Origin of the sequence: Staphylococcus devriesei (genome assembly GCF_002902625.1) — a bacterium.
GTDB classification, from domain to species: domain Bacteria; phylum Bacillota; class Bacilli; order Staphylococcales; family Staphylococcaceae; genus Staphylococcus; species Staphylococcus devriesei.
Window position 1 is genome coordinate 34,514 of sequence record NZ_PPRG01000029.1, and the last position, 17,196, is coordinate 51,709.

At 33.1% G+C, this 17,196-nt stretch carries 14 protein-coding genes and 1 pseudogene; all 15 read left to right on the forward strand.

What is annotated here, in order from left to right; translation table 11 throughout:
- Window positions 1-56 precede the first annotated feature (56 nt).
- The 15 genes and pseudogenes from rbfA to CD147_RS04720 all read left to right on the forward strand — a co-directional run bounded on the left by rbfA (window position 57) and on the right by CD147_RS04720 (window position 17,107).
- On the forward strand, window positions 57-407 hold the full coding sequence (gene rbfA, locus CD147_RS04650; RefSeq protein ID WP_103166278.1) for a 30S ribosome-binding factor RbfA: 351 nt from the start codon (window positions 57-59) through the stop codon (window positions 405-407).
- A 250-nt stretch (window positions 408-657) separates the two neighbouring features.
- The gene (truB, locus tag CD147_RS04655) at window positions 658-1,575 is read left to right on the forward strand and encodes a tRNA pseudouridine(55) synthase TruB (protein WP_103166279.1); all 918 of its coding nucleotides are present in this window, start codon (window positions 658-660) and stop codon (window positions 1,573-1,575) included.
- A 14-nt stretch (window positions 1,576-1,589) separates the two neighbouring features.
- The gene (gene ribF / locus CD147_RS04660) at window positions 1,590-2,561 is read left to right on the forward strand and encodes a riboflavin biosynthesis protein RibF (RefSeq protein WP_103166280.1); all 972 of its coding nucleotides are present in this window, start codon (window positions 1,590-1,592) and stop codon (window positions 2,559-2,561) included.
- A 113-nt stretch (window positions 2,562-2,674) separates the two neighbouring features.
- Window positions 2,675-2,944 carry a 30S ribosomal protein S15 gene (gene rpsO / locus CD147_RS04665; protein ID WP_103166281.1) on the forward strand — a complete coding sequence of 90 codons (270 nt, stop codon included), beginning with the start codon at window positions 2,675-2,677 and terminating at the stop codon, window positions 2,942-2,944.
- A 134-nt stretch (window positions 2,945-3,078) separates the two neighbouring features.
- Complete coding sequence (gene pnp / locus CD147_RS04670; RefSeq protein ID WP_103166282.1) at window positions 3,079-5,175, forward strand: polyribonucleotide nucleotidyltransferase; 2,097 nt, start codon at window positions 3,079-3,081, stop codon at window positions 5,173-5,175.
- 349 nt (window positions 5,176-5,524) lie between these two features.
- Window positions 5,525-7,198: a ribonuclease J2 gene (rnjB, locus tag CD147_RS04675; RefSeq protein WP_103166283.1), complete on the forward strand. Its 1,674-nt coding sequence runs from the start codon at window positions 5,525-5,527 to the stop codon at window positions 7,196-7,198.
- A gap of 210 nt (window positions 7,199-7,408) precedes the next feature.
- A complete protein-coding gene (locus CD147_RS04680) occupies window positions 7,409-9,844 on the forward strand; it encodes a DNA translocase FtsK (RefSeq protein ID WP_103166284.1) in 2,436 nt (811 codons plus the stop codon).
- A gap of 2 nt (window positions 9,845-9,846) precedes the next feature.
- Window positions 9,847-10,563 (forward strand): GntR family transcriptional regulator, encoded by a 717-nt coding sequence (locus CD147_RS04685; RefSeq protein WP_103166285.1) that lies wholly within the window; start codon window positions 9,847-9,849, stop codon window positions 10,561-10,563.
- Window positions 10,564-10,587: 24 nt separating this feature from the next.
- Window positions 10,588-11,856, forward strand: coding sequence for an EF-P 5-aminopentanol modification-associated protein YfmF (yfmF, locus tag CD147_RS04690; RefSeq protein WP_174694354.1), 1,269 nt, complete (start codon window positions 10,588-10,590; stop codon window positions 11,854-11,856).
- Window positions 11,853-13,142 carry an EF-P 5-aminopentanol modification-associated protein YfmH gene (gene yfmH, locus CD147_RS04695; RefSeq protein ID WP_103166286.1) on the forward strand — a complete coding sequence of 430 codons (1,290 nt, stop codon included), beginning with the start codon at window positions 11,853-11,855 and terminating at the stop codon, window positions 13,140-13,142. Before yfmF ends, yfmH begins: the two co-directional genes overlap by 4 nt.
- Window positions 13,142-13,846 carry an elongation factor P 5-aminopentanone reductase gene (ymfI, locus tag CD147_RS04700; protein WP_103166287.1) on the forward strand — a complete coding sequence of 235 codons (705 nt, stop codon included), beginning with the start codon at window positions 13,142-13,144 and terminating at the stop codon, window positions 13,844-13,846. Before yfmH ends, ymfI begins: the two co-directional genes overlap by 1 nt.
- A 126-nt stretch (window positions 13,847-13,972) precedes the next feature.
- On the forward strand, window positions 13,973-14,803 hold the full coding sequence (locus tag CD147_RS04705; protein WP_103166288.1) for a YmfK family protein: 831 nt from the start codon (window positions 13,973-13,975) through the stop codon (window positions 14,801-14,803).
- A 21-nt stretch (window positions 14,804-14,824) separates the two neighbouring features.
- Window positions 14,825-15,217 carry a helix-turn-helix domain-containing protein gene (locus tag CD147_RS04710; protein ID WP_103166289.1) on the forward strand — a complete coding sequence of 131 codons (393 nt, stop codon included), beginning with the start codon at window positions 14,825-14,827 and terminating at the stop codon, window positions 15,215-15,217.
- 34 nt (window positions 15,218-15,251) lie between these two features.
- Window positions 15,252-15,827, forward strand: coding sequence for a CDP-diacylglycerol--glycerol-3-phosphate 3-phosphatidyltransferase (pgsA, locus tag CD147_RS04715; RefSeq protein ID WP_103166290.1), 576 nt, complete (start codon window positions 15,252-15,254; stop codon window positions 15,825-15,827).
- A 137-nt stretch (window positions 15,828-15,964) separates the two neighbouring features.
- A pseudogene (locus CD147_RS04720) lies at window positions 15,965-17,107 on the forward strand (CinA family nicotinamide mononucleotide deamidase-related protein).
- Window positions 17,108-17,196 lie beyond the last annotated feature (89 nt).

A 17,196-nucleotide genomic window follows, 5' to 3' on the forward strand; every position in this document is an offset into this window, starting at 1 on the left:
AATCTGTATTTTAGGGTAAAATAATAAAGCAAAAATTTTTAAGAGGTGAAATATCCATGAGTAACATGAGAGCAGAACGTGTTGGAGAACAAATGAAGAAAGAAATTATGGATATCGTTAATAATAAAGTGAAAGATCCAAGAATTGGTTTTATTACCATTACGGATGTGGAGCTTACTAATGACTTATCGCAAGCCAAAGTATTTTTAACAGTACTTGGTAGCGAGAAAGAAGTTAATGATACGTTTAAAGCATTAGATAAAGCTAAAGGATTTATTAAATCTGAATTAGGTTCAAGAATGAGATTGCGTATTGTACCAGAATTGTTCTTTGAATACGATGAATCAATTGAGTACGGTAATAAAATCGAAAGAATGATTCAAGACTTACACAAACAAGATAAATAGTAAACTAATGAGGTCAAGATAACACGCCTATCATTCAAGTAGGATGAAATAAAAGAATAAATTGATGATATTGTTGGAATGATGGTTCATGTTTTAAAACAGTAACGTTGAATGTTTATCTTTTAACAAATTCTATTGCATTGAATAATACAAGCGTTTATTATCTTGACCTTTTAATAGTTCAAATTCAAGGGCTATATATGTGTCCTTGAATTAATACATAAATATTGCAATACAAGGGTGTGAATTAATGTATAACGGCATCTTACCCGTATATAAAGAACGAGGATTAACAAGTCATGACGTGGTATTTAAATTAAGAAAAATTTTAAAAATGAAAAAAATTGGACACACCGGCACTTTAGATCCGGAAGTTGCAGGTGTATTACCAATATGCCTAGGGTCTGCTACTAGAGTAAGCGACTATGTGATGGATATGGGTAAAACATATCGCGCTACAGTTAGCCTTGGAGAAAGTACAACTACTGAAGATCAAACTGGAGAAGTCATTGATAAAGTGGATATTTCGAATAAAGAAGTTACTGTAGACGCTATAGATGAGACATTGAAAACATTCCATGGCGTGATAGATCAGACGCCACCTATGTATTCATCTGTTAAAGTAAATGGTAAGAAATTATATGAATATGCTCGAAAAGGCGAAACTGTTGAAAGACCAACACGTAAAGTTAAAATTAATCACATTCAACGTACGTCCGAGTTATCTTTCGACAATGGTTCATGTACATTTGATATTCAAGTTACATGTGGAAAAGGAACATACATTAGAACATTAGCTACAGATATTGGTAAAAGTCTTGGCTATCCAGCACATATGTCATTACTTACTCGTACTCAATCAGGTGGTTTTGACATTGGTGATAGCTTATCGTTAAAACAAATTTCAGACTTACATGAGCAAGCCACATTACAATCACTTTTATTTCCTATAGAATATGTATTGAAAAGTTTGCCAAAAGTCTACATTTCAGATGAAACTACAAAACAACAAATTCTAAATGGTCAAAAATTTAATAAAAATCTTTTTGGCCATACTATTGAAGAGCAATTAGTCTTTATAGATTCTGCAACTGATAAAGCAATGGCAATCTATGTTCAACATCCTGAAAAAGCATATGAAATTAAACCTAAAAAAGTATTTAATTAAAGGAGCTTAGAGTTATGAAAGTGATAGAAGTAACCCATCCCATTCAACAAGACCAATTAATCCAAGAAGATGTTGCTATGGCATTTGGTTTTTTTGATGGTATGCATCGTGGTCATAAAAAAGTATTTGAAGCATTGGATGAGCGTGCTAAAGAAAAGAATTTAAAAAAAGCAGTTACAACTTTTGACCCTCACCCTTCTGTTGTGTTGAATCCAGAGCGTAAGCGTACTGATTATTTGACACCACTTTCTGATAAACTTGAAATGATTGAACAACATAATATTGATTATTGTATAGTTATTAATTTTTCATCTCGTTTTGCGAGTGTAACTGCTGAAGAATTTATCCAAGATTATATTATTAAGAACCATATTAAAGAAGTCATTGCTGGATTTGATTTTACTTTTGGTAAATTCGGAAAAGGTAATATGTCAGTGTTAAATGAAATAGATGAATTCAACACGACAATTGTTGGTAGACAAGAGATGGAGTCAGAAAAAATCTCAACTACTGCTATTAGAGATGCTCTACAAGAAGGGAATTTAAAAAAGGCGAACGACCAATTAGGTTACTTATATCGCATTAAAGGCACCGTAGTACAAGGGGAAAAACGTGGTCGTACAATTGGTTTCCCAACAGCCAATGTACAACCTAGTGACGACTATGTACTACCTAAGAAAGGTGTATATGCCGTGAGTATTGCTATCGGCGCTGAAAATAAAATTTATCGTGGCGTAGCTAATGTAGGGGTTAAACCTACATTTCATGATCCCTCAAAAGCTGAAGTTGTTATAGAAGTTAATATTTTTGATTTCGAAGATAACATATATGGTGAACGTGTTAACGTTTATTGGCATCATTATTTAAGACCAGAAGTTAAATTTGATGGAATTGATCCATTAGTTGAACAGATGAATGAGGATAAAGAAAAGGCAAAGTATTTACTATCTGTTGATTTTGGAGATGATGTATCGTATAATATTTAAAGTTGAGTTCTAAAAATATAGAATTCATAATATTAATCCTTTATCTTGGCGGGTTGAGACTCCGACGCTTTGCTCAGATTTAGGTGTATATAAAATTTAGGAGGAAATTAATTATGGCAATTACTCAAGAACATAAAAATGAAATTATTAAAGAATATCGTGTACACGAAACTGACACTGGTTCACCAGAAGTACAAATCGCTGTTTTAACTGCAGAAATCGCTGCATTAAACGAACACTTACGTGAACACAAAAAAGACCACCATTCTCGTCGTGGATTATTAAAAATGGTTGGTCGTCGTAGACACTTATTAAACCACTTACGTGGTAAAGATATTCAACGTTACCGTGAATTAATTAAATCATTAGGTATCCGTCGTTAATATTAATATATTAAAGGAAAGCACCAGTTGGTTTGGTACTTTCCTTTTTTTATAGTTTTAGATAATTCACTAATATAAAATTTTAAAAATAAATGATATGATGTAGTTATTAGAATTCAGAGAGGAGATTCATAATGTCTCAAGAAAAGAAAGTTTTTAAAACTGAATGGGCTGGAAGATCGTTAACGATTGAGACAGGTCAATTAGCGAAACAAGCTAATGGTGCAGTTTTAGTACGTTATGGAGATACGGTAGTTTTATCAACTGCTGTAGCTTCAAAAGAACCACGAGATGGCGACTTTTTCCCATTAACAGTAAATTATGAAGAAAAAATGTATGCGGCTGGTAAAATTCCAGGCGGTTTCAAAAAAAGAGAAGGTCGTCCGGCAGATGAAGCTACATTAACAGCTCGTTTAATTGATAGACCTATTAGACCTTTATTCCCTAAAGGCTACCGTCATGATGTACAAATCATGAATACCGTATTAAGCGCTGATCCTGATTGTTCACCAGAAATGGCGGCAATGATTGGTTCTTCAATGGCATTAAGCGTTTCAGATATCCCATTCCAAGGCCCAATTGCTGGCGTGAATGTTGGCTTTATTGATGGTAAATATGTTATCAACCCAACAGTTGAAGAGAAAGAAGTTTCTCGTTTAGATTTAGAAGTAGCTGGTCATAAAGACGCAGTAAACATGGTAGAAGCGGGAGCTAGCGAAATTACAGAACAAGAAATGTTAGAAGCTATTTTCTTTGGTCATGAAGAAATCAAACGCTTAGTAGCTTTTCAAGAAGAAGTTGTAGAACACATTCAACCAACGAAAAAAGAATTCGTACCAGTTGAACGTGATGAAGAACTAGTAAATAGAGTTAAAGCACTTACTGAAGAAAAAGGGCTAAAAGAAACAGTACTTACTTTTGATAAACAAAAGCGTGATGAAAACTTAGATGCCTTAAAAGCAGAAATTGCAACAGAGTTTGTAGATGAAGCAGACCCTGAAAATGACATATTAATCGATGAAGTCTATGCAATTTTAAATGATTTAGTTAAAGAAGAAGTACGTCGATTAATTGCTGATGAAAAAATCAGACCAGATGGACGTAAACCAGATGAAATTCGTCCGCTTGATTCAGAGGTTGGATTATTACCTCGTGCTCATGGTTCAGGTTTATTTACGCGTGGTCAAACACAAGCGTTATCAGTATTAACATTAGGTGCATTAGGTGACTATCAATTAATTGATGGTTTAGGGCCTGAAGTTGAAAAACGTTTTATGCATCATTATAATTTCCCGAATTTCTCAGTTGGTGAGACTGGACCAGTAAGAGCGCCAGGACGCCGTGAAATCGGACACGGTGCCTTAGGCGAAAGAGCGTTAAGATATATTATTCCAGATACAACAGAATTTCCTTATACTATACGAATTGTAAGTGAAGTATTAGAATCTAATGGTTCATCATCTCAAGCTTCAATTTGTGGGTCAACTTTAGCGCTTATGGATGCAGGTGTTCCAATTAAAGCGCCAGTTGCTGGTATCGCAATGGGTCTTGTTACACGTGAAGATAGTTATACAATTTTAACGGATATTCAAGGTATGGAAGATGCGCTAGGAGATATGGACTTTAAAGTTGCTGGTACTAAAGAGGGTATTACAGCCATTCAAATGGATATCAAAATAGATGGCTTAACTCGTGAAGTAATTGAAGAAGCACTTGAACAAGCTCGACAAGGTCGTTTAGCAATTATGGATCATATGTTACAAACAATTGATCGACCACGTAAAGAATTAAGCGCCTATGCACCTAAAGTAGAGATTATGACTATTAAACCTGAAAAAATAAGAGATGTTATTGGACCTGGTGGTAAGAAAATCAATGAAATTATTGATGAAACAGGCGTGAAATTAGACATAGAACAAGATGGTACTATCTTTATCGGTGCTGTGGATCAAGAAATGATTAACCGTGCACGTGAAATTATTGAAGATATTACTCGTGAAGCAGAAGTTGGCCAAGTTTATAATGCAAAAGTAAAACGTATCGAAAAATACGGTGCTTTCGTAGAATTATTTGCAGGCAAAGATGCTTTATTACACATTTCTCAAATTTCAAAAGAACGAATCAATAAAGTAGAAGATGTATTGAATATTGGAGATACTATTGAAGTTAAAATTACTGAAATAGATAAACAAGGTCGCGTGAATGCCTCTCATAAAGCATTGGATGAATAATTGATTTTTTGCAATGACAGAACATCTAATATGATGTGAAATTTTCCGAAGGTTCTTTTTGGAGAGTTGACTAGAGATGGTTGAACACAAATATATTGCTTGCCTATAATAGTACAATAAAGCGAGACTAAGTCATTAATGTAGAAATGACTCAGTCTCGCTATTTTTATTAACAATAGCTATCTGAAATGAGGCCAAAGTGTTAATAGTTTACACTCTAGTAAACCAATATTAGTAATATTATTTAAGGGGTAGAGGAAATACTTTAATAGTGTACATCCAACATAAATTAAACTATAATAAATTATGAGTTTATATGGACGGGGATTTTTATATAGGAGGTAACATTTTGAGTTTAGTAAAGAAAAAAAATGACGATATTCGCATCATCCCACTAGGTGGCGTGGGCGAAATCGCTAAAAATATGTATATCGTTGAAGTAGACGATGAAATGTTTATGTTGGATGCAGGATTAATGTTTCCAGAAGATGAAATGTTAGGTGTAGATATCGTTATACCTGATATCCAATATGTAATCGAGAATAAAGAAAAATTAAAAGGTATCTTTTTAAGCCATGGCCACGAACATGCTATTGGTGCAGTAAGCTATATTCTAGAACAAATTGACGCACCTGTTTACGGTTCAAAATTGACATTAGCGCTTGTTAAAGAAAATATGAAAGCACGTAATGTGAAGAAAAAAGTCCGTTATTACACTGTGAATAATGAATCAGTTATGAGATTTAAAAATGTAAATATTACATTTTTCAGTACTACACATAGTATTCCAGGTAGTTTAGGAATTTGCATTCATACATCTTATGGTGCAATTGTGTATACTGGAGAATTTAAATTTGATCAAAGTTTACAAGGTCATTATGCACCAGATATGAAACGCATGGCTGAAATTGGAGAAGAAGGCGTATTTGCTTTAATTAGTGATTCTACTGAAGCTGAGAAACCTGGATACAATACACCAGAAAACGTCATCGAATCTCATATTTATGATGCATTTGCAAAAGTTAAAGGACGCTTAATTGTATCTTGCTACGCCTCAAACTTTATTAGAATTCAACAAGTTTTAAATACGGCGAGCAAATTAAATCGTAAAGTTTCATTCTTAGGACGTTCACTAGAAAGTTCATTTAATATCGCACGTAAGATGGGATATTTTGATATTCCTAAAGACTTATTAATTCCAATTAATGAAGTTGAAAATTATCCTAAAAATGAAGTTGTCATTATTGCTACAGGTATGGAAGGCGAGCCTATTGAAGCATTGGGGCAAATGGCACAAAACAAACATAAAATTATGAACATTGAAGAAGGCGATTCTGTATATCTAGCCATCACTGCTTCAGCAAATATGGAAGTTATCATTGCTAATACGTTAAATGAGTTAGTACGTGCCGGCGCCTATGTCATTCCTAATAATAAAAAAATTCACGCATCAAGTCACGGTTGCATGGAAGAATTAAAAATGATGATAAATATTATGAAACCTGAATACTTTATCCCTGTACAAGGTGAATTTAAAATGCAAATTGCCCATGCTAAATTGGCAAATGAAGCTGGAGTAGCTCCTGAAAAAATCTTCCTTGTTGAAAAAGGTGATGTAATTCACTATGACGGTAAAGATATGGTATTAAATGAAAAGGTACATTCAGGTAATATATTAATTGATGGTATTGGTGTTGGAGATGTAGGTAACATTGTATTAAGAGATCGTCATTTATTAGCAGAAGACGGCATCTTTATCGCTGTAGTTACGTTAGATCCTAAAAATAGACGTATTGCTGCTGGGCCAGAAATTCAATCACGAGGCTTTGTATACGTTCGTGAAAGTGAAGAGTTAATGAACGAAGCTGAAGAAAAAGTACGTGAAATCGTTGAAGCGGGTCTTCAAGAAAAGCGTATTGAGTGGTCAGAAATCAAGCAAAATATGCGTGACCAAATTAGTAAACTTTTATTTGAAAGCACTAAGCGTCGTCCAATGATTATACCAGTCATTTCTGAGATATAAGATATAAACAATAAAAAGAGGTCGAGACAACATCACAATTGTGAAATGGAATATTTCACTTTATTAAAGACTATGTAGTCTGAATGTGTATGGTATTGTCTCAACCTCTTTCATACTTTTTAAATTATTTAAAAAAAGAGATCTAATGTATTATAAAATAAGTTAAAGCATGTCATACATAACGTAAGAAATAAAAGAAGGTGTACAATTTTGCCACAAACTAAGAAAAAAGCAACTACTAGAAAAAAAGGGACGACCGCTAGAAATTCTAAAAAGAAAAGAACACAAAAAAATGATAGTTCACTAAGATACATAATAGCCGTTGTAGTTGTAGTGATATCTATATTAGGTATGTTTCAATTAGGTATTGTTGGTCGCATGATTGATAGCTTTTTCAATTATTTATTTGGTAATAGCCGGTACCTAACATATATTTTAGTTAGCTTAATAACTATTTATATAGCAATGCAACGTAAATTCCCTAAATCAAGACGTACTATTGGTTTAATCTTATTACAGGTAGTTTTATTAATTGCCACTCAAATTATTTATCATTTAAATAAAGGGGTAATAGCAGAAAGAGTACCTGTTTTATCCTATGTGTATAAATCATATGACCGTACTCACTTTCCAAATTTCGGTGGGGGCGTAATTGGTTTTTATGCCTTAAAAATATTTGTACCACTTATTTCAATCGCCGGTGTAATTATTATCACACTACTTCTATTAGTTTCAAGTGTGATTTTATTATTGAAATTACGTCATAGAGACGTGGCTAAAATATCTCTAGATAAAATGAAAAATTCTAGCCAAAGTGCATCGACAACTTTTAAAGAAAAAAGAGCGCAAAACAAAGTGAAAAAAGAAGAACGACGTCGCGAGAAAGAAGAAAAAGAACGCGAACGACAACTTTTGAAAGAACGTGAAGAAACAGAACGTCTTGAAGCACGTGAAAATGAAGTTAAAGATGTAAGTGACTTTCCAGAGATTGAAACGAAAGATGACTCTATTCCTATATATGGACACGATGAAGCTACAAAAGAAACTCAAACTCAGCCTAAAACGAATAAACGTAAAAAACGACGCTTTGGGATTGAGGATAAAGAACAACCTCTGTCATCAGCCGAGTCGACTACAGAGAATAACCAATCTACAAATGCTGATGTAGAAATAAACGAAATAGATGAGAATCAAACTAATGGTTCAATTTCTGAGGTTGGAGAAGTAGCCAATGTATCTTATCATATTCCACCATTGTCATTGCTAAAACAACCTAGCAAGCAACAAACAACTTCTCGCACAGAAGTTCAACGTAAAGGACAGATTTTAGAATCAACGATGAAAAACTTTGGTGTTAATGCTAAAGTAACCCAAATTAAAATAGGTCCTGCTGTAACTCAATATGAGATTCAACCGGCACAAGGAGTAAAAGTAAGTAAGATTGTTAACTTGCATAACGACATTGCCCTTGCATTAGCAGCAAAGGATGTTCGTATCGAAGCACCTATACCAGGTCGTTCTGCAGTTGGTATTGAGGTTCCTAATGATAAGATTTCTTTAGTAACATTGAAAGAAGTTTTAGAAACCAAATTTCCAGCTAAAAACAAGCTAGAAGTGGGATTGGGACGAGATATTTCTGGTGAACCTATGACAATTCAATTAAATGAAATGCCACATTTATTAGTAGCGGGTTCAACAGGTAGTGGTAAGTCAGTATGTATCAACGGTATTATTACAAGTATACTTCTAAATGCTAAGCCTCATGAAGTTAAACTTATGTTAATTGACCCTAAAATGGTGGAACTTAATGTTTATAATGGCGTGCCTCATTTATTAATTCCTGTAGTTACAAATCCTCATAAGGCTTCTCAAGCTTTAGAGAAGATAGTTGCAGAAATGGAACGACGTTATGATCTATTCCAACATTCATCTACTAGAAATATTGAAGGCTATAATCAATTCTTACGTCGTCAGAATGAAGAACTTGATGAAAAACAAGCCGAACTACCTTATATTGTAGTTATCGTGGACGAGTTAGCGGACTTAATGATGGTAGCGGGTAAAGAAGTAGAAAATGCTATTCAACGTATTACACAAATGGCACGTGCAGCTGGTATACATTTAATCGTAGCGACGCAAAGACCATCAGTGGATGTTATCACAGGTATAATTAAAAATAATATTCCATCAAGAATTGCCTTTGCAGTGAGTTCACAAACTGACTCTAGAACAATTATCGGTTCTGCAGGAGCAGAGAAGCTGTTAGGAAAAGGCGATATGTTATATGTTGGAAACGGAGATTCATCTCAAATCCGTGTACAAGGCGCTTTCTTAAGCGATCAAGAAGTTCAAGACATTGTCAATTCTGTCGTAGAACAACAAAAAGCAAATTATATTAAAGAAATGGAATCTGATGCACCTACTGATAAGTCTGAAATGAAAAGTGAAGATTCCCTATATGAGGAAGTATATTTATTTGTCATAGAACAACAAAAAGCGAGTACCTCACTTTTACAAAGACAATTTAGAATCGGTTATAATAGAGCATCAAGATTAATGGATGATTTAGAACGTAACCAAGTGATTGGTCCACAAAAGGGAAGTAAACCAAGACAAGTTTTAATTGATATAGAAGAAGAGGTGTAAAAATGGCAGAATTAAACTCAGTTTTTAGAGTGAAAGAGTATATTTTCAATCAGATAAAAGATAATTCTTTAAAACCTGGAGATAAACTTCCTAGCAATTTAGCGATTGCTAGGGAGGTTAATGTGAAAACAGACGACGTCTATGATGCGATTGGTCAGCTTATTACTGAACAAGTGCTAACTGATAACTTTGAAGAAGGGCCAAGCGTAAAGAAATTACACCCTTTCTTCTATCCATTAAATAAATTATTTAGTATTAGCGATATGATAAAACAAGCTGGTTATCACTCCGGAACTGAATATTTAAGTTTAGAACAACAACCAGCCTCGATTTTAGATGCGAAGAGATTGGGTATAAAAGATAAACAACCTATTACGATTATCGAAAGATTGCGTACAGCGAATCATCAACCAGTTATGTATTGTTTAGATAAGATCGCTGAGGAAAACTTAACATGTACAGATTATCAAACTAGTGATGGCTCTATGCTTAATGCTATCGAACTTAATACGGGACACAAAGTCACTTCGGCAGAAACTGAAGTAGAGGCTATTAGCTATGAGCCACATATTTCTGATATTTTGAATGCTTCACCACATGAAGGATTAATGTTACTAAAGGTTGTACATTTTGATGAAACGGGTAAACCTATTTTATATTCTTTAAATTATGTAAAAAGTAGTCTGGTTAAATTCAAATTAACTCGTACTAAAATTTAACAACTTAATAAGGAGTGAGTAAGAATCGTGACACAAAATAATAGACAAATACATATCGATATACTACCAACTGAGAAATTTAAAACAACAATGATTACATTTAAATTTATGGCACCTTTAAATTATGAAACTATTACAGCACGCTCATTACTAAGTAAATTATTAATCCGTGGAACGAAACAGTGGCCTACAGATAAAGCGTTGAGTAAGCAACTTTCTGAATTGTATGGTGCTTATATCAATAGTTTTGTTTCGAAATTCAAAGATCAACACGTTATAACGATTTCACTTGAAATAGTCAACGAACGTTATCTCAAAGACTCTTCACCTTTATTTGAAAAAGGCTTAAATCTACTCCATGAAGTCATCACTAACCCACTTGTAGACAATAGAGCGTTCAATACAACATTTGTGAATCAAGAAAAATCATTATTAACTAAAAAAATTGAAGCAATGATAGATAATAAAGCGCAATATTCATTTTTAAATTTACTTAAATATATGTTTAAAGATGAACCTTATCGCTATTTAGCAACAGGCCAAATTGAAAATATACCTCTAGTTACAGCTGAAAACTTGTACGATACATATAAATCAATGTTAACTAATGATAATTGTTCAGTATATGTGGTAGGTAATGTAGATAAAGAAGAAGTTAAACAGTTAATTGAATCTAAGTTTAATATTCAACCGTTTGAACTTCAACGTACTGATATACCAAGACTAGATGATGATCAAACTGAACCGCGATTTATTGTTGAAGAAGATGAAGTAGATCAAGCTAAATTAAACTTAGGTTACCGTTTTCCAACACGTTTCGGGGCAGATGATTATTATGCTTTAGTTGTGCTTAATACCATGTTTGGTGGCGACCCATCTTCAGTATTATTTAATGAAGTACGAGAAAAACAAAGCTTAGCTTATTCTATCCATTCACAATTAGATGGTAAAAATGGCTATTTATTTGTATTAAGTGGAGTGTCATCGGATAAATATGAAGTTGCAAAAGATACTATTTTACAAGAATTTGATAAGTTTAAGCAGGGAGAATTTGAGGATAGTAAGTTGGAATTAGCGAAAAAGATAATTATCTCTCAACGACAAGAAATTGATGACCGCCCGAAAAGTATAATTGAAGTGATGCAAAATCAATTACTTTTAGAGCAAGCGCAAGCCGATGATGACTATATTAATGAGATTCGCAATGTTACTAAAGAAGATGTAATTACAATGGCTAATAAAGCTCGACTCGATACAATTTACGTATTAACGAAAGGAGGCCAATCTGAATGAAAAGGCACGTTTATGAATTAATTGATGAGAAAGTATACGAACACGAACTCCAAAATGGCTTACGTCTATTCATTATCCCTAAGAAAGGATTCCAAAAAACGTTTGTCACTTATACCACTCAATTCGGTTCACTTGATAGTACATTCAAACCTCATAATGAAGACCAAATGATTACAGTGCCTGATGGGGTAGCACATTTTCTAGAACATAAATTATTTGAAAAAGATGGAGACGAAGACTTATTTACAGCATTTGCTAATGATAATGCTCAAGTCAATGCGTTTACAAGCTTTGATCGTACAAGTTATTTATTTAGTGCCACTGACAATGTTGATAGTAATATTATTCGCTTATTAAATATGGTTGAGACACCTTACTTTTCAAAAGAAACTGTAGATAAAGAAAAAGGCATTATAGCTGAAGAAATCAAGATGTATCAAGAACAACCAGGATATAAAATTATGTTCAATACACTGCGCGCGATGTATCATAATCATCCAATTAAAGTGGATATAGCTGGAAGCGTAGAAAGTATTTATGACATAACTAAAGATGATTTATATACATGTTATGAAACATTTTATCATCCTTCAAATATGGTTCTTTTTGTCGTAGGAGATGTTGATCCAGAACATATTTGTAGTCTTGTGGAAGCTCATGAAGCACAACGTGATAAAACAAATCAACCAAATATCCAAAGAGGTAGCGTGGATGAACCACTTGAAGTCGTTACACCGTTTGTGAAAGAAGAAATGAAATTGCAGTCACCAAGATTAATGCTTGGGTTTAAGAATAAGCCATATGTCGAAACACCACAACGATATGTACAACGTGATTTAGAGATGACACTATTTTATGAATTAGTCTTTGGAGAAGAAACTGATTTTTATCAAATGTTACTAACTGAAGATTTAATAGATGAATCGTTTGGCTATCAATTTGTGCTCGAACCTACATATAGTTTTTCAATAATTACAAGTGCAACACAACAACCTGATAAATTAAAAGACGTCTTATTGAGTGAACTTCTAAAATATAGAGGTAATCTACAAGACGAAGAAGCTTTTAATTTATTGAAAAAACAATTTATCGGCGAATTTATCTCAAGTTTAAATTCACCAGAATATATTGCTAATCAATACGCTAAATTATACTTCGAAGGGGTAAGTGTCTTCGAGATGTTAGATATTATTGAAAATATTACTTTAGAAAGTATAAATGAAACGACAAAGCAATATTTAAATTTAGATAATATAGTTGATAGTCGTTTGGAGATTAAAAAATAATGAAAGCATTAGTATTAGGTGGATCAGGGAGTATTGGTTCAGCTATTGTAGAACGACTTTTACAAGATGATTTTGAAGTTATTATTCAATATTACCAATCAGACGTAAACATATTGAAAGAAAAGTATAAAAATGAAGCGGTTCACTTTATCCAGCTCGATTTAACACAAAATATAAATTTAGAAGAAGCGTTTGGTCATATTAAAAATCTTGATTGCCTTGTTTATAGTAGTGGGACAGCTATATACGGTATGTTACAAGATATGTCAGATAATGATATTGATAGAAGTTATAATATACATGTGAAGCAATTGATTAGATGTAGCCGTTATTTCATTGACACTTTAAGACAAAGTGTAGATGGCCGGATTATCGTTATTTCATCGATTTGGGGTGAAACTGGAGCAAGTATGGAAACCATCTACTCTACGATGAAGAGTGCCCAAATTGGCTTTGTTAAAGCACTTAGTCAGGAATTAGCAATGACAAGTGTGACGGTTAATGCGGTGGCTCCTGGATTCGTTTCAGGGAGAATGGCCTGCGAATTTAGCGAAGAAGAACAAGAAGCAATTTTAAATGAATTGCCTCAGCAACGAATGGTTACCCCTGATGAAGTTGCTCATACTTGTGCATATTTATGGCATCCGCTAGCTAAGAGTATCACGGGTACGGTCCAAAAAGTCAACGGAGCTTGGTATCTTTAAAATTCAAAAACGTTACAGTTATATTCTTAAATTTATGATTAGTATTTCAAAAATAAATGATATAATATGATTATTATTTTAAAATACTGTTGTTACAGTTGGCATTTAAACAAGGGGCGGATGTAAATGACTGTTGCTGAAAAGAAAGAATGGTATCTTGAATATGAAATAACAGTTAATCGTGCAGGTTTATTAGGTGATATTTCAAGTTTACTTGGTATGTTAGGAATAAGCATTGTAACGATTAATGGTGTAGATCAAGGACGTCGTGGTTTATTAATTAAAACTGATAGCCTTGAAAAAGTAAATCGTTTTGAGAATATTATAAAAGAACTTAATGAAATTGAAATTACTAAGTTAAGAGTGCCTGAATTACGTGATCGACTAGCCGTACGTCATGGGCGTTATATAGAACAAGATGCTGATGATAAAAAGACATTCCGTTTTGAACGTGAAGATTTAGGTTTATTAGTCGATTTTCTTGCAGAACTTTTCAAAGAAGAGGGACATAAACTTATTGGAATCAGAGGTATGCCACGTGTAGGCAAGACGGAATCCATAGTAGCAGGAAGCGTCTGTGCTCATAAGCGATGGCTCTTTATTAGCTCAACCTTAATTAAGCAAACGGTACGTAGCTCCCTTATTAAGGGTGAATATGATTCGAACCATGTGTATATTATTGATGGTGCTGTAACAGCTAGAGAAGCAAATCATAAACATCAAGAGTTGGTCAGAGAAGTAATGACGTTACCTTCAATTAAGGTGGTAGAACATCCTGATTTATTTGTTGAATCTGGAGACTATAGTATGGATGATTTTGATTATATAATTGAATTACGTGAAAACGAAAATCAAACAATTGAATATGATCAAATGAAACAACAGACAGTTAAAAGTAAAAATAATTTAAACTTCGGTGAAGATACATTTGGCGGAGGGTTTGGATTTTTCGAATAGTAATTGTGGAGGCTTTTAAAAGTGAGAACTATTGGTGAGACTTTAAAAGGAAGAAGAGAGAGACTTGGAATGACGTTAGCAGAGTTGGAAGAACGAACTCAAATTAAACGAGCAACGCTAAAAAAAATTGAAGAAAATCGATTCAATGAATTAGCTAAGGTTGATTATGCAGAGGGATTTATCAGACGTTACGCGAGCGTTGTAAATATGAACGCTGAACAATTAATCAATGTGCATGGCGAAGAAATTCCAAATAGTCAAAATCAATTAGACACGCTTTTAATGCGTTATCAAAACGATGATGCCCCTACATACCGTACTAAGAATAAGGAACCTCTACAATTAGTCGTGTTAATTGGGGGAATAATTGTAATTACTTTTATTCTTTGGCTCTTAGCTATGTTAATATTATAATTTGTAAAGATAAATTTAGAAATGAGGCTTTAACATGAATATTCCAAATCAGATTACAGTTTTTAGAGTAATTCTTATTCCAGTTTTTATTTTATTTGCTCTAGTAAACTTTGGATTTGGCAGTGTATCGATTTTAGGTGGTTATGAAATACGCATCGAACAACTTATCGCTGCAATCATCTTTATTGTTGCATCTTTAAGCGACTTTGTAGATGGATACTTAGCTAGAAAATGGCAATTAGTTACAAATATGGGTAAATTTTTAGACCCATTAGCTGATAAACTACTTGTTTCAAGCGCATTAATAGTTATGATTCAAATGGATCTAACTAATTCAGTAGTAGTTATTATAATTATAGCGCGCGAATTTGCAGTTACTGGTTTACGTTTATTACAAATTGAACAGGGATTTGTAAGTGCTGCAGGCCAACTTGGTAAAATTAAAACAGCTGTAACTATGGTTGCAATTATTTGGATTTTACTAGGTGACTTATTTGCTAATTGGATTGGTTTCCCATTAGGACAAGTATTACTTTATATTGGTGTCTTCTTTACCATTTTATCTGGTATCGAATATTTTTATAAAGGCAGAAATGTTTTTAAACAATAATTTAGTGAAATAACCAAGAATGAATGAGAGTGGACAATGTCCTAGAGCATAAATTATTAATGTCTCAGTCTCTTCAATTCTTGGTTTTTTTGAACTTTAATTTATAAAATATAAAGAAAATTAGGAGAGAAACGGTCATGAATATTTCAATTATTGCGGTAGGCTCAGAATTATTATTGGGCCAAATTGCTAATACAAACGGACAATATTTATCTAAATTATTTAATAGTATAGGGAAGAGTGTAGTTGAACATACTGTTATTGGAGACAATCCCAAAAGATTAGAATATGTTATTAAAGAAGGTTTAAAGCGATTTGATACACTAGTTCTAACAGGAGGATTAGGTCCAACGAAGGATGATCTAACAAAACACACAGTCGCTAACGTATTAGGTAAACAACTTGTTACTGATGATGATGCTTTGCAATATATTAAAAATTATTTTAAAGAACAAGGGCAAGAAATGACACCAAATAATAAACAACAAGCTTTAGTAATTGAAGGTGCTAAAGTTTTAAAAAATAATTATGGCATGGCTCCAGGTATGTTGTATGAACAAAATGATAAAAAAATAATTTTATTGCCTGGACCTCCGCGCGAAATGCAACCAATGGCTAAAAATGAGTTACTACCATATTTAATGGATGATGATAAAGTTATCTTCTCAGAACAGTTAAGATTTGCTGGAATTGGAGAATCTAAAGTTGAAACTTAATTGATGGATTTAATTGATAATCAAACTAATCCAACAATCGCACCTCTAGCAGGTACGCACGAAGTATATATTAGATTAACAGCTAATGCAGATTCTGTTGATGAATGTAAAACGTTAATTCAACCTATCAAGGAAAAGGTTTTAAATAGAATTGGCACTTACTATTATGGTTCTGACGACATAGTTATTGAACAATCTGTAATGAATGCAATAAATAAGACATTTAGTGTGTATGATGGTGTGACAAATGGGGCTTTATATACACGCCTGAAAACACATGATGAAGACGAATTACTCAAAGGTCATCTACCAGACTCTGATATCTTTATTAGCGACATGTCTAATAATGAAGAAAAAGTTAAAAAGGCAGCGAACTATGTAAAAGATTTATATAAAACAGATATGGGTATAGCTTTAATACACGATGAAGCACAAGTGTATTTAGGAATAGTAAGCCACGATGAATTTAAAATAGATTCATTTAAAATGTCCCTAAATAGAAATATGTTACAAAACAGAAGTCAAAATTATGCACTTATTAAATTACTTAATTGGGTAAAATAAATTACCAATTTAATTTATTGTTATTTCTCTAGTACATTTGTTCGATTTTGAAGAATTTAATCTTATTTAAGCGAACAAATATTCGCAAA